General features: G+C 37.1%; 20 protein-coding genes. 16 read left to right on the top strand and 4 right to left on the bottom strand.

The window, feature by feature from the left end; genetic code table 11:
• Nucleotides 1–27 precede the first annotated feature (27 nt).
• From E0W68_RS10380 to E0W68_RS10355, 6 genes are all read left to right on the top strand, one after another.
• Nucleotides 28–741, top strand: a complete 714-nt coding sequence (locus E0W68_RS10380) for a hypothetical protein (protein ID WP_135219364.1) — start codon at nt 28–30, stop codon at nt 739–741.
• Complete coding sequence (locus tag E0W68_RS10375) at nt 734–1,489, top strand: hypothetical protein (protein WP_135219363.1); 756 nt, start codon at nt 734–736, stop codon at nt 1,487–1,489. Before E0W68_RS10380 ends, E0W68_RS10375 begins: the two co-directional genes overlap by 8 nt.
• A 138-nt stretch (nt 1,490–1,627) precedes the next feature.
• Complete coding sequence (locus E0W68_RS10370) at nt 1,628–2,131, top strand: DUF6702 family protein (RefSeq protein WP_135219362.1); 504 nt, start codon at nt 1,628–1,630, stop codon at nt 2,129–2,131.
• 8 nt (nt 2,132–2,139) lie between these two features.
• Nucleotides 2,140–4,395 carry a M1 family metallopeptidase gene (locus E0W68_RS10365; protein WP_135219361.1) on the top strand — a complete coding sequence of 752 codons (2,256 nt, stop codon included), beginning with the start codon at nt 2,140–2,142 and terminating at the stop codon, nt 4,393–4,395.
• 106 nt (nt 4,396–4,501) lie between these two features.
• The gene (locus E0W68_RS10360) at nt 4,502–4,795 is read left to right on the top strand and encodes a Sec-independent protein translocase subunit TatA/TatB (RefSeq protein WP_135219360.1); all 294 of its coding nucleotides are present in this window, start codon (nt 4,502–4,504) and stop codon (nt 4,793–4,795) included.
• Entirely contained in the window at nt 4,795–5,376 is a 582-nt protein-coding gene (locus tag E0W68_RS10355) for a phosphatase PAP2 family protein (RefSeq protein ID WP_135219359.1), read from the top strand. The genes E0W68_RS10360 and E0W68_RS10355 overlap by 1 nt, the downstream gene beginning before the upstream one ends.
• On the opposite strand, the gene E0W68_RS10350 is transcribed toward E0W68_RS10355, so the two are convergent.
• On the bottom strand, nt 5,373–6,014 hold the full coding sequence (locus E0W68_RS10350; protein WP_135219358.1) for an O-methyltransferase: 642 nt from the start codon (nt 6,012–6,014) through the stop codon (nt 5,373–5,375). The two genes, E0W68_RS10355 and E0W68_RS10350, sit on opposite strands and share 4 nt — an antisense overlap.
• Nucleotides 6,015–6,127: 113 nt before the next feature.
• Between E0W68_RS10350 and E0W68_RS10345 the strand changes: the two genes are divergently transcribed.
• From E0W68_RS10345 to E0W68_RS10315, 7 genes are all read left to right on the top strand, one after another.
• The gene (locus tag E0W68_RS10345; RefSeq protein ID WP_135219357.1) at nt 6,128–8,374 is read left to right on the top strand and encodes a T9SS type A sorting domain-containing protein; all 2,247 of its coding nucleotides are present in this window, start codon (nt 6,128–6,130) and stop codon (nt 8,372–8,374) included.
• A gap of 45 nt (nt 8,375–8,419) precedes the next feature.
• Nucleotides 8,420–9,475, top strand: coding sequence for a 23S rRNA (adenine(2503)-C(2))-methyltransferase RlmN (gene rlmN / locus E0W68_RS10340; RefSeq protein ID WP_135219356.1), 1,056 nt, complete (start codon nt 8,420–8,422; stop codon nt 9,473–9,475).
• Nucleotides 9,476–9,558: 83 nt separating this feature from the next.
• On the top strand, nt 9,559–10,536 hold the full coding sequence (locus E0W68_RS10335; protein ID WP_135219355.1) for a polyprenyl synthetase family protein: 978 nt from the start codon (nt 9,559–9,561) through the stop codon (nt 10,534–10,536).
• 247 nt (nt 10,537–10,783) lie between these two features.
• Nucleotides 10,784–13,120 carry a T9SS type A sorting domain-containing protein gene (locus tag E0W68_RS10330; RefSeq protein WP_135219354.1) on the top strand — a complete coding sequence of 779 codons (2,337 nt, stop codon included), beginning with the start codon at nt 10,784–10,786 and terminating at the stop codon, nt 13,118–13,120.
• Nucleotides 13,121–13,327: 207 nt separating this feature from the next.
• Nucleotides 13,328–13,888 (top strand): RNA polymerase sigma factor, encoded by a 561-nt coding sequence (locus E0W68_RS10325; protein WP_135219353.1) that lies wholly within the window; start codon nt 13,328–13,330, stop codon nt 13,886–13,888.
• Nucleotides 13,869–14,642: a hypothetical protein gene (locus E0W68_RS10320; protein ID WP_135219352.1), complete on the top strand. Its 774-nt coding sequence runs from the start codon at nt 13,869–13,871 to the stop codon at nt 14,640–14,642. The genes E0W68_RS10325 and E0W68_RS10320 overlap by 20 nt, the downstream gene beginning before the upstream one ends.
• A 24-nt stretch (nt 14,643–14,666) precedes the next feature.
• Nucleotides 14,667–15,701 (top strand): hypothetical protein, encoded by a 1,035-nt coding sequence (locus E0W68_RS10315; protein ID WP_135219351.1) that lies wholly within the window; start codon nt 14,667–14,669, stop codon nt 15,699–15,701.
• A 561-nt stretch (nt 15,702–16,262) separates the two neighbouring features.
• Here the strand turns inward: E0W68_RS10315 and E0W68_RS10310 are convergent.
• The 3 genes from E0W68_RS10310 to E0W68_RS10300 form a co-directional block, all read right to left on the bottom strand.
• The gene (locus E0W68_RS10310; RefSeq protein ID WP_135219350.1) at nt 16,263–16,601 is read right to left on the bottom strand and encodes a hypothetical protein; all 339 of its coding nucleotides are present in this window, start codon (nt 16,599–16,601) and stop codon (nt 16,263–16,265) included.
• Nucleotides 16,602–16,745: 144 nt separating this feature from the next.
• Nucleotides 16,746–17,198 carry a hypothetical protein gene (locus tag E0W68_RS10305; protein WP_135219349.1) on the bottom strand — a complete coding sequence of 151 codons (453 nt, stop codon included), beginning with the start codon at nt 17,196–17,198 and terminating at the stop codon, nt 16,746–16,748.
• A gap of 2 nt (nt 17,199–17,200) precedes the next feature.
• Nucleotides 17,201–17,608, bottom strand: coding sequence for a hypothetical protein (locus E0W68_RS10300; RefSeq protein WP_135219348.1), 408 nt, complete (start codon nt 17,606–17,608; stop codon nt 17,201–17,203).
• A 103-nt stretch (nt 17,609–17,711) separates the two neighbouring features.
• On the opposite strand from E0W68_RS10300, the gene E0W68_RS10295 reads away from it, so the two are divergent.
• The 3 genes from E0W68_RS10295 to E0W68_RS10285 all read left to right on the top strand — a co-directional run bounded on the left by E0W68_RS10295 (nt 17,712) and on the right by E0W68_RS10285 (nt 19,308).
• Nucleotides 17,712–17,936: a helix-turn-helix domain-containing protein gene (locus E0W68_RS10295; protein WP_135219347.1), complete on the top strand. Its 225-nt coding sequence runs from the start codon at nt 17,712–17,714 to the stop codon at nt 17,934–17,936.
• 150 nt (nt 17,937–18,086) lie between these two features.
• Nucleotides 18,087–19,037, top strand: a complete 951-nt coding sequence (locus tag E0W68_RS10290; protein ID WP_135219346.1) for an IS1595 family transposase — start codon at nt 18,087–18,089, stop codon at nt 19,035–19,037.
• Nucleotides 19,021–19,308 (top strand): hypothetical protein, encoded by a 288-nt coding sequence (locus E0W68_RS10285; protein ID WP_135219345.1) that lies wholly within the window; start codon nt 19,021–19,023, stop codon nt 19,306–19,308. Before E0W68_RS10290 ends, E0W68_RS10285 begins: the two co-directional genes overlap by 17 nt.
• The last annotated feature ends 26 nt before the right edge of the window (nt 19,309–19,334 follow it).

Genomic DNA, 19,334 nt, shown 5'->3' with positions numbered 1-19,334 from the left:
TCATCAATCAATTAAAAACATACTTTCTTGAAAAAGTTCTTCTTTATAGTACTCCTTATCACTTGTACGTTTATTATAAACGCGCAGGAACGTTCCCCCCTCAAAGGCAGGGTTATGGTAGGCGATGCCGGCTTAAACAATATTTTTGTAATTAATACTACGGCAAGCATCGAAACTAAAACCGATGCTGCCGGAAACTTTACTATTTCGGCACAGCCCGGCGATGCACTGGTAATATACAGCCCGAACATTACAAATCGCGAATTTGTACTTAAAGAAGCATCGTTTGAGAATCAGCCTCTGATGATAACCGTGAATATGCAAGCCTATGAATTGGATGAGGTAGTAATGGATAAAGACAGGTCTATAGACGAGGTTTCGCTCGGTATTGTGCCTAAAGACCAAAAACAATATACCGTTGCCGAAAGAAGAGTGTTTGCTGCAACAACCGGTTTACTCGACCCATTGTTAAACGCTATAAGCGGTCGTACCAAAATGCTTAAAAAAGAAATGGAAACAGAGGGAAAGCAACAAATGCTGGACGATTTGCGCTATATATGTACGGAAGAACAAATAATTGAGGAAATGAAAATACCTAAAGAATATGTAGAAGGGTTTTTATACTATGCCATTGAAAATCCTGAATTTTCTCAAGCCTTGAAAAATAACAATAAAAGTAAGGCGCGTTTTCTTATGAATGGTATTGCCGAACAGTATTTAAAAGTATTGAAAGATGAATAAATGGCTGTTACTTTATGTACTCTTTTTACCTTTTGCGTTACTATCGCAAGATAGAAATATATTGCAGGGCGAGGTTATGGTTGGCGAAAACCCCATCAGCAATATATATGTCATTAATGCTACGGCAGGTGCCGAAACGCGAACAAATGTTGATGGTAGTTTTAGCATTGATGCGCAGGCGGGTGATAAACTTATTTTTTACAGCCCGAGTATAATAACTCGCGAATTTGTGCTAAAACAAGAAGCTTTTAAACAAAAGCCTTTTGTGGTTACAGTTACCCTACAAGCCTATCAGTTAGATGAAGTAGTTCTTAACAAATATGGTGCTATTGATGAAGAGTCGTTAGGGTTAGTGCCTAAAGACCAAAAGCAATATACCCCTGCCGAACGCAGGCTTAAAACAGCAGGAGAGTTTAAACCTATTTTTTTTCTTGGGGCTTTGGGTGGCGCTTTGCCTTTAGACCCTATTATAAATGCCATAACAGGGCGTACCAAGATGCTTAAAAAAGAACTGGAAACAGAACGAAAAGAGCGGGTGCTGGAAATGACAAACAACCTGTATGAAAGCGAAACACAAATTGCTGCTGAGTATAAAATACCCGAAGAGTACATAAAAGGTTTTTTGTATTACTGTGTTGAGAATTCAGAATTTTCGGAAGCACTTAAAGCTAAGAATGATAAGCAAGCAAAGTTTTTAATGCATGTATTGGCTGAAAAATATCATAAAATGATGGACACAAAAGAGTAGTATGCTAAACCTTATTTCTATCTTGTGATAAATTTAAATTAATCAGCTAAAAATAGCTTTTAATCCATATATTTTTTAATAAACATCTAATCCTTACAAAAAAAGGTATAAAATAATAACTTTTACTATTTTTGGAAAATGAAGCAGATTGCCAGATTCATTTTCTTGACACTTATACTATTCAGCCTTTCGGCTGCCGATGTACATAAATTTTATGTAGCAATATTTCAAATGGATTATATTCCCGAAAAGAATGTTATCCAAATGACTTCCCGTGTTTTTACAGATGATTTAGAACTTGCTTTTGAGAAAAAGTACAATAAAAAGTTTTACCTCGCTACTTCGCGTGAAATTTCCGAAACCAAACAATACCTCGAGATGTATTTTGCCGAAAAAATAACTGTAACAGTAAACGGCACTGTACAACCCATAAAATACTTAGGTAAAGAAATTGAAGATGATGTGTTGGTATGCTACTATACCATACCCACGCCCGATGGCGTAACAACAATAAATATAAAAAATACCACGCTGTTTGATATGTATGCAGAGCAGCAAAACATGATACACACTAACATAAACGATAACAAAAAAAGCCTTTTGCTTACGCTTGATAAGCCCGAAGGCATATTAGAATATTAAAACTGACAATGAGAAAAATAGGATACTTCATATCGCTACTGGCAACAATACAGGTAACGGCACAGGAAACCCCACGCGAACCCGGACATACCGATAATAACAAGTTTAGTCAAATGTACCACCAGATGGCAACACCCAATATGTTCCGTACCGCATCGGGTGCACCCGGACCCGCATACTACCAGCAGCAAGCGGATTATAAGATAGATGTGGAGCTTGATGACGAAAACACAAAGCTATATGGTACAGAAACCATTACCTATCATAATAATGCCCCTGAGGCATTAGAATACCTTTGGGTACAACTCGACCAAAACCGCAGAGCATCCGATTCCAAATCGCCGCTTGCCAATAGCGAAAATATGGGTACAACCTATAGCGCACAAGGTTTTAGCCGTACCTATCTTGAGGAAGCATTTGACGGAGGTTTTAAAATAGAATATGTAAAAGATGCTGCCGGTAAACCAATGGATTACATCATCAATCAAACCATGATGCGCATCAATTTGCCCCAGCCCCTAAAGCCCGGCGAAAAAATAATATTTTCCATAAAATGGTGGTACAACATTAATAACTACTTTGTAGTAGGCGGGCGTTCCGGCTACGAACGTTTTGAAGAAGAAAACAACAACCTGTATGTTATAGCACAGTTTTACCCCCGTATGGCGGTGTATAATGATGTTGAGGGTTGGCAGAATATGCAGTTTTGGGGTTCAGGTGAGTTTGCCCTGCCATTCGGGAATTTTGAAGTAAATATTACTGTTCCTGCCGACCATATTATGGAAGCTACGGGAGAGTTGACAAATCGTGCGGAAGTATTTACACCTGCACAGCTAAAGCGATATGAGCAGGCAACTAAAAGTTTTGACAAGCCTGTTGTGGTAGTAACACAGGAAGAGGCTGTGCAAGCCGAAAAGAGCCACAGCACCAAAAAGAAAACATGGAAATTTAAGGCAGAAAATGTGCGCGATTTCGGTTTCTCTACCTCAAGAAAATTTATATACGATGCTATGGCGGTGCAGCTCTCAGGCAAAACCGCAATGGCAATATCCATTTATCCTAAAGAGAGTAACCCGTTGTGGGGCGAGAACTCTACAAGGGTAGTGGCACATACATTAAAAACCTATTCGAAATATACATTTGATTACCCTTACCCTAAAGCCGTTTCGGTATCTGCCGAGTCACAAGGTATGGAGTACCCCATGATATGCTGGAACTATGGTCGTCCTGATAAAGATGGTTTTACCAGCGAGCAGTTAAAGTATGGCATGATGAGCGTTATAATCCACGAAGTGGGGCATAACTTTTTCCCCATGATTGTAAATTCTGACGAACGCCAATGGACATGGATGGATGAAGGCTTGAATACTTTTCTGCAATATTTAACCGAGCAGGAATTTCAGGAAAATTATCCCTCACGCAGAGGTCCTGCCGCCAAGATAGTACCTTATATGAGTGGCGATCAGAATTTTTTAGAACCTATAATGACCAACTCCGAAGCGATACATGAGTTTGGTGCTAACGCGTATGCCAAGCCTGCCACAGGGCTTAACATTCTCAGGGAAACCATAATGGGAAAAGAACTGTTCGACTATGCTTTTAAAACCTACGCCAACCGTTGGAAGTTTAAGCATCCTACACCTGAAGATTTTTTCAGAACGATGGAAGATGCTTCGGCAGTAGATTTAGACTGGTTTTGGCGCGGATGGTTTTACAGTACCGACTATGTAGATATAGGCATAGCCGATGTAAAGCAGTATTATGTATCGGATGAAAAGCCCAAAGAAATGGATAAAACTCCGCAGGAAACAGGAAGACGCCGCCGCACTATGCCCGATGCAAACGCGAAGTACGTATATATGATTCCTGATGGGGCAGACGTAAGCAAAAAAACAAAAAAGCCTTTTGAAACAAATGATAGTAAGGTTCTGGAAGATTATGTAAAGGAAAAATTTACACCTGCCGAAAGAGCCAAGCTAAAAACGCCTAAGTATTTTTATGAAGTAACATTCAACAAGCCGGGCGGAATGTTTATGCCCATACTGGTAGAGCTTCAGTTTGAGGATGGTACATCCGAAATGCACCATTTTCCTGTACAGATATGGCGAAAAAATAACCAAACCGCCACACGTGTGTTTGCAACCGAAAAACCGATAAAAAAAATAATAGTTGATCCTGAGCTAAAAACAGCCGATATTGATGTAACCAATAATGTATGGCCTGCCGAAGCGGTACAATCTAAATTTGATCAGTTTGGAGGGTAAATAGCGCGCTAAGCGTTAAATAAAATTAAAATACAGATAAAACTTAAAGTCCGGGAACAGAAAAACACCGTAAATATATATACATTTGTATTAAAATTTTTAAGTTATGTTTGGAATAGGAGGAGGAGAGCTTTTCTTCATTATACTGGTAGTACTCATGCTTTTCGGTTCTGATAAAGTGCCCGAAATGGCGCGTACGCTGGGTAAAGGAATGCAGCAGCTTAAAAACGCTACCAATGATATTAAGAGCGAAATACATAAAAGTGCCGAAGTACAGGATATTAAAAAAACCATTAATGATATAGGAGCCGATAACGTTTCCAAAGAAATGACCGATGAGGTTAATAAAATAAAGGAAGACGTTGAAAGTGTATCCGGACCTGTAAAAAGAATGAAATAATGCTGGACTGGCTACTGCAACTTGATAAGGATGTATTTGTTTACCTAAACGGTCTTGGTTCGGAACGTTGGGATGGAGTATGGTTGTTTCTAACCAAGCAATTTAACTGGATTCCCTTATTTGCAGTTATATTTTATATTGTTTTTAAAAAGCTGGGGTGGCGTCATGCCTTACTCGCTATTATAATGATAGCGTTATTAATAACGCTGACTGACCAGACCACTAACTTGTTTAAAAATTACTTTCAAAGGCTAAGACCATGCAAAACTCCGGATTTTGAAGGTATAATAAGAGTGGTACAAAGCAGAAGCTCGTTTAGCTTCTTTTCAGGGCACGCCTCCAACACTATGGCATCGGCATTTTTTCTGTATAAAATATTAAAACCTTACATTCAGTCCAAATGGCTATACAGCATATTTTTATGGCCTTTGGTGTTTGCTTACACCCGTATTTACTTGGGCTTACACTACCCATTAGATATTCTTTCGGGCTATATATGGGGTATCCTTACAGCTTCTTTAGTATTACAGCTTTATCGCTATTTAAGAAACAAATACTTTCCGCAGGCAAAACAGGGTTAAACAACCCTGCTTACGGTAAGCCCGTCCCTAATGGGTAGTAATACGGTTTCTATCCTTGGGTCATCTTTCAGGAGCTTATTATATTCAATTAATACCTCAGTACTAAGGTCTTTTGCTTTTGCAGGCTCAAGTACTTTCCCACTCCACAGCACGTTGTCGCTTAGTATAATACCCCCTTTATTCATAAGCGGTATAATCATATGAAAATAGTTTACATAATTTTCCTTATCTGCATCGATAAAAACCAAATCGAATTTTTTATTGAGCTTCGGTATAATTTCCAAAGCATCGCCTAAATGCTGGGTTATTTGTGCACCCCAAGCCGAGCGGTCAAAATACTTTCTCTGAAAATCATATAACTCCTCATTAATATCAATAGTATCAATAGTACCTTTTTCTTTTAACCCTTCGGCAAGGCAAAGGGTGGCATAGCCCGTGTAGGTGCCAATTTCCAGTATGTGTAGTGGGTTTACCAGCTTAGACAGCAGGCTCAGTACCCTTCCCTGAAAATGCCCGCTCAGCATTCGTGGCTGTAATATCTTTTGATGCGTTTCACGATTGAGCTCCATTAAAAGTTCCGGTTCGTTTTCGCTATGTTGTTCAGAGTAGTTTTCTATATCTTCTGAAATAAAGTGCATATCGTAAATTTTTAGGTAAAGTTAATAATTCATACAATAAATGTAATAATTTGATGTTACAACCTGTATTCTTTATAAAAAATATTAAATTTACCCCTTTATAAATTATTATCATGAAATTTAAAATTACTTTATACTTTCTCTTAATTGGGATTTTAGCACAGGCACAGGTTACCAATGAGGGTAAGCCAAAGAGTTGGAAATTGCGGAATATAGAGCAGGTTGAACCTATAAATATGCCTGATTTTGACTTGAAAGCATTACAGGAAGAAGATAAAGCAAATGAAGGAAGAAAAGATATGCCATGGAGGTTTGGGCATGAGTTTATAGTAGATTATAACCTTGATAACAGCGGTAGCTGGCATACCTTGCCTGACGGAAGCAGAATATGGAGAATACGTTTTTACTCTGAAGGGGCAAAAACCATGAACTTTTTATTCAGCGATTTCTATATGCCCAAAGGTGCTACACTTTATTTGTATAGTAACGACCATAAAAATCTATTGGGAGCTTACGATTCCAAACAAAATAATGAAGAACGTGTATTAGGAACTTGGCTTGTAGAAGGCGAAGATATATGGCTGGAGTATTACGAGCCTGCCGATGTTGCCGGGCAGGGTAAACTGGAAATATTTAAACTCATACATGGCTACCGTACCGGTGAGAGTTATGCAAAATCGACACAAGACCTTAATGATTCGGGAGCTTGTAATTATGATGTAGATTGTGTTATTCCTGATATACAGGCGCTAAAAGATATAAATAAAAAAGCTGTAGCCATGATAGTTGTGGGCGGTTCGGGCTTTTGTTCCGGTGCTTTGGTAAATAATACAAATAACGATGGCACACCTTATTTTTTAACGGCAAATCACTGTTATTCCAACCCTTCACAATGGGCATTCCGTTTTAACTGGATAAGCCCTAACCCTGTTTGTGCCAGTAATGCTAATAGTGCTAACAGTACAGCTTTTCTTCAAACGGCAAGTGGAGCCACATTAAGGGCAAGACGTGAAGCATCTGATTTTTGTCTTGTTGAAATAACCGCCAACTTACCGGATAGTTGGGATCTTGTATGGGCAGGATGGGACAGGAGTGATATAGCTCCAGCTTCAACCTTTGGCATACATCATCCGTCAGGCGATATTATGAAGACATGCAGAGATTACAATCCGCCTGCACAAACTATTGTTGAAGATAAAGAAATGTGGCGAGTTAATGATTGGGATTTGGGTGTGACAGAGGGAGGATCTTCCGGTTCGCCTTTATTTGATAATAACGGAAGGATTATAGGACAATTATTTGCGGGTACTGCTGCTTGTGCCGGTACTAATGATAATGGAGGAGAAGATATTTACGGAAGGTTTGCTATTTCATGGGATCAGGGCTTTTCGTCAATACAACGACTTAAAGAATGGCTTGACCCGGGTAATACAAATGCGGTAACATTAGATTATTATCCGCAAGCAGTAACTACAGATGCAGAAGTAACTATTGTAAGTCTTGGAGATGATGCTTGTAACGCTGTAATATCGCCTGTGATAAAGATAACCAATGAAGGAACTAACCAACTTAATACAGTAGAGGTAACCTATCAATTAAATGATAATGAGCCTGTAGTATATAACTGGATCGGCTCTTTGACCACAGGACAAAGTGAGGATATAACCTTGCCTGTTATGACACCTGTAAATGGCGGAAATACATTTACCGTTACACTAAGCCAGCCTAATGGAGTGGCAGACCAAAACACGGGCAATGATGTTGCTACTGAAACATTTAGTGTAAATGCATACCCGGAAGATGTTGTAGAGTTTGCCTTATTGACAGATGAGTATGGCGAAGAAACTTCATGGGAGCTTACTAACCAAAACGGAAGTGTGCTGTACAGCGGTTCAGGTTATGACGATAGCCAGTCATACACCGAATTGTTTAACCTTGACGGTGGATGCTATACCTTTACCATAACCGATACTATTGGTGATGGTATTTGTTGTACAGAAGGTAACGGTAGTTACTCGCTTACCGTGGGTGGTATTACTATAATACAAGGTGGGGATTTTGGAGCATCAGAATCGGTTACCTTTATTTTAGATTCCAACCTTACCGTAACACAACAGGCGTTTAAAAATGCCTTTAAAGTATATCCAAACCCATCATCAGGTATATTTAATGTTATTGTTGATGATACTTTGGCTGTAAACTATCAGCTATACAACATGCTTGGTCAGGTAGTAGCAGGTGGTAAGTTTGCAGCAGGAGAAAGCAAACTTGACATATCATCGGCAGCCGATGGCATTTATATGCTTCAAGTTACAGATGTTAATGGCAAGACTGCTAACTTTAAACTTGTTAAGGAGTAAAAGCACGCTCAGCATTAATTAGTAAATAGTTACTACCTTTGCGCCATGCAAACGGAGAAGAAAGATATTAGGGCACTTACAAAAGAACAACTGCGTGATTTTTTTGTTGCTCAGGGCGATAAAGCATTTAGGGGCAATCAGGTTTATGAGTGGCTTTGGAACAAAGGGGCACATAGCTTTGCAGATATGACCAATGTAGCCAAAGCCACCCGTCAATTACTGGAAGATAACTTTGTTATCAACCATATACGGGTAGATCAGATGCAGAGGAGCAGCGACGGCACCGTTAAAAATGCAGTGCGCCTTCATGATGGTCTTGTTGTAGAATCAGTATTGATACCTACCGAAACAAGAACAACCGCCTGTGTATCCAGCCAGGTAGGGTGCAGTCTTGATTGTAACTTTTGTGCTACGGCACGATTGAAAAGGATGCGTAACCTGAACCCTGATGAGATATACGACCAGGTCGTTGCGATAGATAATGAAAGCCGTTTGTATCACGACAGACCGTTGTCTAATATTGTTTTTATGGGTATGGGCGAACCGCTTATGAACTATAATAATGTTATTAAAGCCATAGACAAAATAACCTCGCCCGAAGGTTTGGGTATGTCGCCCAAGCGTATTACGGTTTCTACATCGGGAGTACCCAAAATGATAAAAAAACTGGCTGATGACGAGGTTAAGTTTAAACTTGCCGTTTCACTGCACTCGGCTATAGATGAGGTACGGTCGCATATTATGCCTTTTAGTGAAAACTTTCCTTTAAAAGATTTAAGGGAGTCGCTGGAATATTGGTACAGTAAAACCAAAAGCCGTATTACCTATGAATATGTGGTTTGGAAGGACATTAACGACAGAAAGGAAGATATTGATGCACTGGTAAAGTTTTGCAAATATGTACCCTGTAAAGTAAACCTCATAGAGTATAACCCTATTGATGATGGTGAATTTCAGCAGGCAGATACCGAAGCGATAAATAATTATATAAAAGCATTAGAGCGCAATGATATTGTAGTAAAAGTGCGTCACAGCCGTGGTAAAGATATAGATGCTGCCTGCGGGCAGCTTGCCAATAAAAACGAAGCCGCCCCACAATAGGGTGGCTTTTTAATATCATAATTGATATATAAAATTTAAACATCGCTTATCTCAATGAGCCATTTTCCGTACATTTGAGGCGCATGAAAATCGTTGAACAAATAAAACACCCTATAGTTCGTGAAATGGAACTTTTCGAGAAAAAGTTTCACGAATCCATGTCTTCCAAAGTTGCGTTGCTCAACCGTATTACTTATTATATAGTAAATCGTAAGGGCAAGCAAATGCGCCCTATGTTTGTATTCCTTACTGCCAAAATGATTAGCAACGGTACGGTAAACGAGCGTACTTACAGAGGAGCTTCGGTAATAGAGCTGATACATACCGCAACACTGGTGCACGACGATGTTGTGGACGACAGTAACCGGCGACGTGGATTTTTTTCTATAAATGCATTGTGGAAAAATAAAATTGCGGTATTGGTAGGCGACTATCTTTTATCTAAAGGGTTATTACTTTCTATAGATAACGGCGATTTCGATTTGTTGAGAATCATATCAGTAGCAGTGCGCGAAATGAGCGAAGGCGAACTTTTGCAAATAGAAAAAGCACGCAGGCTTGATATTACTGAGGATATTTATTATGAAATAATCCGACAGAAAACTGCAACGCTTATAGCGGCTTGTTGTGCACTGGGGGCTTGCTCTGTAGCTCCTGAAGGAGAACATACTGAGAAGATGCGCCGCTTTGGCGAACTTATAGGTATGGCATTCCAAATTAAAGATGATCTTTTTGATTATACTGATGATGCCATTGGCAAGCCTACCGGTATTGATATTAAAGAGCAAAAAATGACGCTTCCGCTTATTTATACACTTAATAACTGCACAAAGGAGAAAAAAAGGTGGATTATCAATTCAGTAAAAAACCATAATAAAGATAAAAAGCGCGTAAAAGAGGTTATTGCTTTTGTAAAGGAAGCCGGAGGGCTCACTTATGCCGAAGAAAAAATGGCTCAATTTCGTGAAGAAGCATTACTGCTTTTAGCCGATTATCCTTCATCTCCCTACAAAGATTCGCTGGTGTTGATGGTTAACTATGTTATAGAACGTAAAAAATAATTTTTTTACCTCTCATACAACTGTACATATCCTTTTTTTACCTATACATTAACTCAACAACAACGTTGTAGGTACTTTTTAAAACGTTGTTAAGTATATCTTAAACTCTTGTGTTTATTGGTTATTTGATAATTTTTTAGTCTAAAAATTATATATTTCATTATTGTATGGTATTTGTATTGTGTACTTTTTATTAAGGGTGTTTTTTTATTTGTAGTTTAACATTCGTAAACCTAAAATCACAAATATGAAAAAAATTTACTCCATATTACCGTTGCTTTTTGCTGCTGTAATTACTCATGCACAGGATAACATTAATTTTGAAACCGGTGGCGCCGGTCTTGATTACACCTGGAACATTTTTGAAAATGACACCAATCCTGCATTGGAATATGTGGCAAACCCTAATATGTCAGGGATTAACACATCGCCAACTGTTGCAAAATATACAGTGCTCGAAACAGGTATGCCTTGGGCAGGATGCGAAACATCACATGATGTGGGCATGGCAGATTTTGTTTTGACAGCCGATAATGCTACGGTAAAAATTATGGTATATAAATCGGTTATCAGCGATGTAGGGCTTAAACTGGTAACGCCTACAGGAGCTGCGCTTCCGGAAATTAAAATACCGAATACCGTTATTAATCAATGGGAAGAGTTAACCTTCGACTTTTCTTCGCAAATTGGTTTTTTTGCAGAGCCGTTTGATCAGGTTGTTGTTTTTCCTGATTTTTCAGGAAACCCGAGAACCTATGGTACAATAGCTTATTTTGATAATATCACATTTGGTATTGCGGAGGTTATGGATGATGAGCCTATGGTTGCCGCACCCGACCCGACATTACCGCAAGAGCAAGTAATATCCATGTTTAGTGGTGTTTATACAAATGTTCCTGTTGATACCTGGTTAACACCTTGGTCGGCAGCAAGCCTGCAAGAAGTGCAAATACAAGGTAATGATACTAAGAAATACGTGAATGTAAACTTTGCAGGTATCGAAACTATAGCTCAAATGATAGACGCTACTGATATGACACATTTTAACTTCAATGCATGGTCAGCAGACTTTACTCAGTTACGAGTTAAACTGGTAGATTTTGGTGCCGATGCTGCTTTTGGCGGTGGTGATGATACCGAGCATGAAATTACGTATGCAACTCCTGCGCAAGGAGAGTGGTTGACGTATAATATTCCCCTGTCTGATTTTACAGGATTAGTAAACAGAGATCATATAGCACAGCTAATCATTTCGAGTAACGGTACTTCTACTATATATATAGATAACGTTTATTTTAGTAATGGAGATGTTGTAGTGATAGATGAGCCTATGGTTGCCGCGCCTGACCCAACATTACCGCAAGAACAGGTAATATCCATGTTTAGCGGTGTATATACAAATGTTCCTGTTGATACCTGGTTAACATCTTGGTCGCAAGCGGCTTTAGAAGAAGTGCAGATACAAGGTAACGATACCAAGAAATATACTAACCTGAACTTTGCAGGTATCGAAACTATAGCTCAAATGATAGATGCTACTGATATGACACATTTTAACTTCAATGCATGGTCGTCTGACTTTACAGAGTTAAGAATTAAACTGGTAGATTTCGGAGCTGATGCTGCCTTTGGCGGTGGTGATGATACCGAGCATGAAATTACGTATGCAGCTCCTGCACAAGGAGAATGGTTGACGTATAACATACCGTTATCTGATTTTACAGGATTAGTAAACAGAGATCATATGGCACAGCTAATCATTTCGAGCAACGGTACTTCTACCGTATTTATAGATAACGTGTATTTTAGTGATGAAAGTGTTGTAGTGATAGATGAACCTATGGTTGCCGCACCCGATCCTACTGTACCCGAAGCTCAGGTAATATCAATGTTTAGCGGTGTATATACTGATGTTACTGTTGATACTTGGCTTACCGAGTGGTCGTCAGGAGGATTAGAAGATATACAAATACAAGGTAATGATACTAAGAAATATACCAACCTTAATTTTATAGGTATAGAAACTATAGCTGAACAGATAGATGCAACAAACATGGAATTCTTTAATGTTAATGTATGGTCGGCAGATTTTACACAACTCAGAATTAAGTTAGTAGATTTTGGTGCCGATGCTGCCTTTGGCGGAGGTGATGATACCGAGCATGAAATAACTTATGAAGCTCCTGCACAAGGCGAGTGGTTAAGCTACAGTATTCCGTTATCCGATTTTACAGGATTGGTAAACACAGATCGTATATCGCAGCTTATATTTTCAAGCAATGGTACCTCTACGGTGTATATAGATAATGTGTTTTTCCACACTACATCTACAGCATCAGCAGCTACTTTTGCTTTTAATAACTTTACTATGTATCCTAACCCTGCTACACAGGCAGTAAACCTTAGCAGCGCAGGTACTATAGAAACAGTTACCATACACAACCTGTTAGGTCAGGAAGTAATGAAGGTTACTCCAAATGCTAATACTACTACTGTAAATGTAGCACAGCTTCAAAACGGTATTTATGTAATAAATGCGGTTATAGAAGGTAAAGTAGCAACACAGAAGTTTATTAAAAATTAAATAGTTATAATCATAGTGTGATTAAAGCTGCTCTTAACGGAGCAGCTTTTTTTATGACTGTTTTTATTTTGTTATTCAGTAGGTTATGATTTGGTTTTATATATTTAAACTATTTTTTTGCCAATGATGCAACTATTTTTAACTTAGTTTCGTCTATGTTAATAGAAGTCGGTACAAAACACTTCGACACCAACTAACAAGTGAGTTTTGAAAGTAATAAAATTACATCAACAGGAACGCGATATCATAAAGCAAGCCATTGCCAACAACAGGCATGCACAGCACCAGCTATATTCGCAACATGCACCCAAGATGCTTGGGGTGTGCAGGCAGTATATAAAAGATTTGCATCAGGCAGAGGATATTATGATAACGGCTTTTATGAAAGTGTTTACCAACCTTGCCAGGTTTGAGCACAAAGGCAGTTTTGAAGGCTGGATAAGGCGGATAATGGTTAATGAATGCATATCTTACCTACGGGTACAAAAAAAAGTCAGCTTTCTGGAAGATGAGTTTTTTACGGAAGACCGATTTAACAATATAGAAAGTCATTTTTCGGTAGAAGATATCCAAAGCCTGATAGACAGCCTGCCGGATGGCTATAAAATGATATTTAACCTCTATGCAATAGAAGGATATAAACATCAGGAAATTGCAAAAATGCTGGACATTAGCGAGGGAACTTCGAAATCGCAACTGTCGCATGCCAGAAAAATGCTCAGGGAGCAGGTTAACAAATTAAAGAATTATGAAAATGGAACCGAATAAAACAGAACAGGAATTTAAAAGCAAACTGGAGGGGCGAACCATACAGCCGTCAGCGCAGGCATGGGACAGGTTGGATGCCATGCTTACTGTTGCCGAAGAGAAAAAACCGCGAAAGAAAAGGGCGTGGTTGTATATAGCAGCTTCATTTATAGCTTTTATTACGGTAGGGGCATTCTTGTTACAACAGGAAAAAAATACTAATGGCAATACTATAATTACCAACGATCCTGTGGTTACTACCACGGTTGAAACCGAAGTACAACAGCAGCCTGTAGCAAAAGAAGCACTAACTATTGGAGTTGAAAGTACAGTAACAAATAGCCCCATAGTACAGCAAAAAGCTATAGCTACAGTAACACAGCCCCCCTCGAAAAAAGAAAAAAGCTCTGATTATCATACTATTCAAAATGAAGCAAATAACAAGGAGGAGTTTAAACCATCTTCGACAGGATATGAAGAAATTGCAGTTGCCGTAACGCCAACTACTGAGAAAGTAATAACAAAGAAAATGAAGCAAGGCATTACTATAGACCCTGACGCATTGCTTGCATCAGTAGAACAACCTGAAACTAAAAGTATAACGGCATCAAAAAATAATAAGTCTAAAATAAAAGTAAATTCTAACACTCTGCTTTCGTCTGTAGAAGGGGAGCTTAATGAAAGTTTCAGAACCAGGGTGCTAAAATCTGCCGTTAAAAATTACAACGCGGTAAAAACTTCAGTAGCCAATAGAAATTATCAGCAGAATCATTAATCAAAAACATTAAATACTTAAAACATGAAAACAATTATTTTTTATGTAGTGGCATCGCTATGCCTGCTCGTAGCCAAATTAAATGCTCAAACTTTTGAAGAAAGGGCACATCAAATATCTAAAAACATAGAGGAAATAACCAAGCAGCAAAAAGACTCTCTAAAAATGGAGGTAGAGCAAGTAAACAAAATGCTTGAGAGTAATGAAATATCCGAAGAGGAGGCTGATACCCGTAAAAGAGAGTATGCCGCTAAACGAGCAAAAAACATTGAGATTAAAGTAACAGCAGAGGAAGAAAAACTTACACAACTGGTAAAAGATAAAGTAGATGGTAAAGTAGAATCATCATCCGTTAGTCATACTTTCGGACTTTTCACCTATAACAGGAGTGTTAAATCTGATACCATTGTAAAAAAATATGAACCAAAACGAACTACATCACAATTTGTATTCGCTCTTGGAGTTAACCGAGTGGTGGTTGACGGAGAGGTAGATACAGATAATTATAAATGGCGTTCTGATTTTTATGAGTGGGGTGTGTCATGGAACACAAGGCTGTTAAAAGAAAATAACCTGCTTCATGCCAAGTACGGACTTTCATTACAATATAACAACCTTCGCCCCGATGATGATAAGAAATTTGTGACCGAGGGAGGCAAAACTTACCTTACCGATTCAGGACTTGATCTTAAAGTGTCTCGACTGCGTTATGTAAATCTTGTAGTGCCTGTACACCTCGAACTTGATTTTACTAAAAAACGTACAACTGATGATAAAGTATATTACCCCACCCACGATAGTTTCAGGGTAGGTTTTGGGGGCTATGCCGGAGTAAATGTAAAAGAAAAACAAATATTGAAATATAGAGAAAACGGAAACAGGCAAAAAGATAAAGAAAAAGGTGATTTTAATGTGAGCGATTTTGTATATGGCGTTAGCGCTTATGTGGGCTACGGAGAAATAAGTTTGTATGCAAAATATGATTTACAGCCTATTTTCCAAAATAATGATATTGATCAAAATAATTTGTCACTTGGCATACGATTTGATATCAATTAAAAATTAAGGGTTAGTTTTGTACTTTGAAGAAAAGAGTGCTTTCGCAAGAGGGCACTTTTTTTATTTTTACAATGTTTCAGATATAATAGATATAATCACTATTTTTATTACAATATCTTTTTGGTAACTATATACTAAATTACACCAACAAAATAGCGGGACTTTCACCCGCTTGTTTTTTAAATAAACCCAAGAGATTTAAGAAGTACTAAGATGACAATCAGCTTGCCCTCAATAGTAAATTTAAACTCTTTGGTCTTGAATGTAAATTTCATCTATATGGCGTTTATTAAGTTACTTGAAAAAATAGTTCATTTGTCTTTTTTACTTTTTCGCTTAATATACTTTGTACGGAATAAAACTACATTCCCAAATATAACAAAAAACTAATTTAAAAACCAAACCCTTTCAATAAAGAGAGGGTTTATTAATTTATAGAAAATATGAAAAAAAGAGAATATAATGCAACCGTAGTTATAGATACTTGTTTAGAGTTGGAATTTATGGTAAGAGAACTAAAAAGATTAGGAGTAGAAATCGAATTTAAATATAGCGATAAATCTATTCTTTCACTCGAATTTGATAAATTAGAAGTGCAAGTTCTTTTGAATTTTTTAAGTAAGTATCGACGTAGTTATTTTCTCCAATCTGAGGGTGAGAGGTAAAAAACACGTATAAATCTTTTTTAAATTGACTTATAACCGCATCACTTGATAATAGATATTCTAAGTTAGATATAATTTTGGGGAATACCTCTTGTATCTCCTTCTTGTATTGTTTAAATATATCATTTAGGTGGGTACTAATGTTAGTATTTTCAACCTTTATAAGAGGGGGTAATACAAAAGGTAATTTTTGCGTTCCCCCTAAATGGATTAGTCTATCTGTTTCTTCAGTCATAATATATTGGTTTTAAAATTTATGTTTGTTTTTATAAATGTAGTTTCTTATATACGCTCCTATAAATATAAGAGGAATAACGATTATAATCTGTAACCAAAGAGGTAAATCTTGCATCACGTTATTTTTAGGTATCCCTTTATGTTAATGATTTAATGTTGTTCTTGCTGGAGGTTCTTGCATTTCCAAATACAAATAATCACCGTTTAAAATTTCTTGCCTTCTCAGACTTGCAGTTTTATAGCTGTTATAGGTAAAAAGCCTTCTGTAAAGAAATTTTGGTTTTTCACCTTTAAGTATAAAATTTACATCCTTCCTTACCGAGTTTTCATAAATATCCAAGTACTTATATTCAAAATCGTTTGTTATTTTTTCATTAGTAGTCGAAATATCGGAAATATAAATATCGCTTGGAATATTATCACGCTTTGGTAAATCACTGGCTATCACTGCAAAATAATGAATTGGATTCAATGACTGCTTTTTGGAGATACTATAAGCGTTAGATTCACTTATTGGATATGTAGATTTTGAACGCTGCTCACAAGATAACAGTCCGCACAATAATAGCAAAAATAAAAGAATAGAAGTTTTCATAATTATTGCTTAGTTAAAATCAGAGTTTGTGAACCACTTAAAACCCACTCAATTTGAGTTGAAGATATTTTCTTTACATGGTAGGTAACGACAGAACCTTGCGTAGTGATGTGAGCAATATATTCTGTTGATAAAACCGTTTCTTCAACCTTAGTAAAACCCCCTGCATTTTGAAAGGCAACAAGATTTTCTTTGTGACAAGTAGCAATAGAATAATTTACATTACATACATCATCGACTGTAAATTTTAAACCCATGTTATTGATGTTATTTACAAACAGCCATGTACCCTGCGCCCATTCAGGCGGGTTTATTTCTGTTGCAGATGAACCGCCGTCAGTTGAATTACTGTCATCATCAGAGCAGGCAAACACTAAAAATAAAAGAGGTAACAAAAGTAATTTTCTCATAATGGATTGATTTTACAATTAATAAGAGCAAATATCTGTAAAAATTCTTTACATGACACAAATATGTGTCTAATTATTTTACAAGACGGGTGCAACTTTACCCATGATGAAAGAAGAAAACACAGAGATACTCAGACTTTTAGGGGATAAGTTAAAGAAGCTGCGAGAAGAAAAAGGATTATCACAGGCTACATTATCCTACGATGCTAACATACCGAGAAACCAAGTTGGCAGGATTGAACGCGGAGAAATAAGCACCTCAATATCCAACCTTTACAAGCTGGCAAAAGCCTTAAATATCCAAGTAAAAGACCTAATAGATTTCTAAAGATAATAATAGAATTTATACTTTTTACAACATCGCTTATATGCTTTACATTTGTTGAAGTTAGTCGCTAAAGATTAGAATTATTTAACACTAAATTTTATTAATAAGTGTAAAAATATTCTATTTTTGAGAAAGAAAAATTACCAAGCGATGTTTAACAAAGACTTTAACTCCCTCTTAGAAGTAATACAGGAATTTTCAACAGAAGAAAAATGTATAACTCATTTAGAGGAACTGTACTGGCAAGGTGTTCCCGTTTCCCCTTTTGATGAAACTTCAAAGGTTTATAAGTGTAAAGGAGGTAAATACAAGTGTAAAAACACAGGTAAATACTTTACTGTAAAGACAGGTACAATGTTTGATAATACAAAAGTACCGCTAACAAAATGGTTTGCTGCAATTTATCTTGTTATCTCCCATAAAAAAGGGATTTCATCTGTACAATTACCCAAAGATTTAGGAGGTATAAGTCAAAAATCAGCATGGCATCTTTTAATGAGAATTAGAAAATGTTTAGGCATAGAAAACTATAATGAGATTGGTGGGGAAGGCTTAATTGTGGAAAGTGATGAGAGTTTTTACGGTGGTAAAAATAAGTTCAGACACGCCAATAAGAAGGTAAAAAACAGTCAAGGACGAAGCTGGAAAGACAAAACGGCGGTAACAGGTATGATTGAGAGAGGTGGAAAATTAACCGCAATAGTAACTGTAAACACAGCAGCCGAAGTAATGCAACCAGTAATTAAAAAGTATGTTGTAAGAGGAAGTATATTAGTTTCTGACGATTGGAGAGGTTACAATGGGTTAAGCACACATTATCATCAGTACACAATAAAACATTCGGATAAAGGCTATAAACATGATTATGACAGCTCTATAATCCATACTAATACAATCGAAAATTCGTGGAAAATAATGAAGAACAGTTTAAGGGATATGTATAATAGTGTAAAAAGGAAACACCTACAAAGTTACGTGGATGAGTTTGTATTCAGATACAACACTCGAAATTATAAAGGAGGGGAAAGATTTAATTACTTACTTTTGAATTCAAATAAAAGAACCAAGTACAAAGATTTAATGAATGCTGAAAATAGATAAAGAAAAACTACTAAATGAACAGACTGTAAATAAAGTACAGTTTAACAACGAATGGTATTTCGATGTAGATAGTGTTGCTTCTCACTTAAAAGAAGATTTATCAGAAGTAGAAAGTATTACTTTACCGTTTGGAAGTGATAGCGAAGTTTCCAACGGAGTGTCCTATAAAAAAGCCGCGACAATAGAAAATATTGAAAAAGGAAGAAAGCAAGAACCTTTATCAGAGTTTAATAAGGCTTTATTGAAGGCAAAGAATTTTAAAGATAGATAATTAAAAAAGATTGCACTAACATACAT

The sequence above is a fragment of the Flavobacterium salilacus subsp. salilacus genome (genome assembly GCF_004634195.1).
In the GTDB taxonomy this organism is placed as follows: Bacteria; Bacteroidota; Bacteroidia; order Flavobacteriales; family Flavobacteriaceae; genus Flavobacterium; species Flavobacterium salilacus.
The sequence above is the reverse complement of the archived record's forward strand: the minus strand, read 5'-3'. Positions and strand labels throughout refer to the sequence as shown.

Bases quoted from the DNA above. Each gene is read 5' to 3' on its own strand.
- E0W68_RS10345 (WP_135219357.1), top strand. From the start codon at position 6,128: ATGAAATTTAAAATTACTTTATACTTTCTCTTAATTGGGATTTTAGCA.
- rlmN (WP_135219356.1), top strand. From the start codon at position 8,420: ATGCAAACGGAGAAGAAAGATATTAGGGCACTTACAAAAGAACAACTG.
- E0W68_RS10285 (WP_135219345.1), top strand. From the start codon at position 19,021: ATGCTGAAAATAGATAAAGAAAAACTACTAAATGAACAGACTGTAAAT.
- E0W68_RS10295 (WP_135219347.1), top strand. From the start codon at position 17,712: ATGATGAAAGAAGAAAACACAGAGATACTCAGACTTTTAGGGGATAAG.
- E0W68_RS10300 (WP_135219348.1), bottom strand. From the start codon at position 17,608: ATGAGAAAATTACTTTTGTTACCTCTTTTATTTTTAGTGTTTGCCTGC.
- E0W68_RS10365 (WP_135219361.1), top strand. From the start codon at position 2,140: ATGAGAAAAATAGGATACTTCATATCGCTACTGGCAACAATACAGGTA.
- E0W68_RS10350 (WP_135219358.1), bottom strand. From the start codon at position 6,014: ATGCACTTTATTTCAGAAGATATAGAAAACTACTCTGAACAACATAGC.
- E0W68_RS10315 (WP_135219351.1), top strand. From the start codon at position 14,667: ATGAAAACAATTATTTTTTATGTAGTGGCATCGCTATGCCTGCTCGTA.
- E0W68_RS10355 (WP_135219359.1), top strand. From the start codon at position 4,795: ATGCTGGACTGGCTACTGCAACTTGATAAGGATGTATTTGTTTACCTA.
- E0W68_RS10290 (WP_135219346.1), top strand. From the start codon at position 18,087: ATGTTTAACAAAGACTTTAACTCCCTCTTAGAAGTAATACAGGAATTT.
- E0W68_RS10375 (WP_135219363.1), top strand. From the start codon at position 734: ATGAATAAATGGCTGTTACTTTATGTACTCTTTTTACCTTTTGCGTTA.
- E0W68_RS10360 (WP_135219360.1), top strand. From the start codon at position 4,502: ATGTTTGGAATAGGAGGAGGAGAGCTTTTCTTCATTATACTGGTAGTA.
- E0W68_RS10305 (WP_135219349.1), bottom strand. From the start codon at position 17,198: ATGAAAACTTCTATTCTTTTATTTTTGCTATTATTGTGCGGACTGTTA.
- E0W68_RS10330 (WP_135219354.1), top strand. From the start codon at position 10,784: ATGAAAAAAATTTACTCCATATTACCGTTGCTTTTTGCTGCTGTAATT.
- E0W68_RS10335 (WP_135219355.1), top strand. From the start codon at position 9,559: ATGAAAATCGTTGAACAAATAAAACACCCTATAGTTCGTGAAATGGAA.
- E0W68_RS10320 (WP_135219352.1), top strand. From the start codon at position 13,869: ATGAAAATGGAACCGAATAAAACAGAACAGGAATTTAAAAGCAAACTG.
- E0W68_RS10310 (WP_135219350.1), bottom strand. From the start codon at position 16,601: ATGACTGAAGAAACAGATAGACTAATCCATTTAGGGGGAACGCAAAAA.
- E0W68_RS10370 (WP_135219362.1), top strand. From the start codon at position 1,628: ATGAAGCAGATTGCCAGATTCATTTTCTTGACACTTATACTATTCAGC.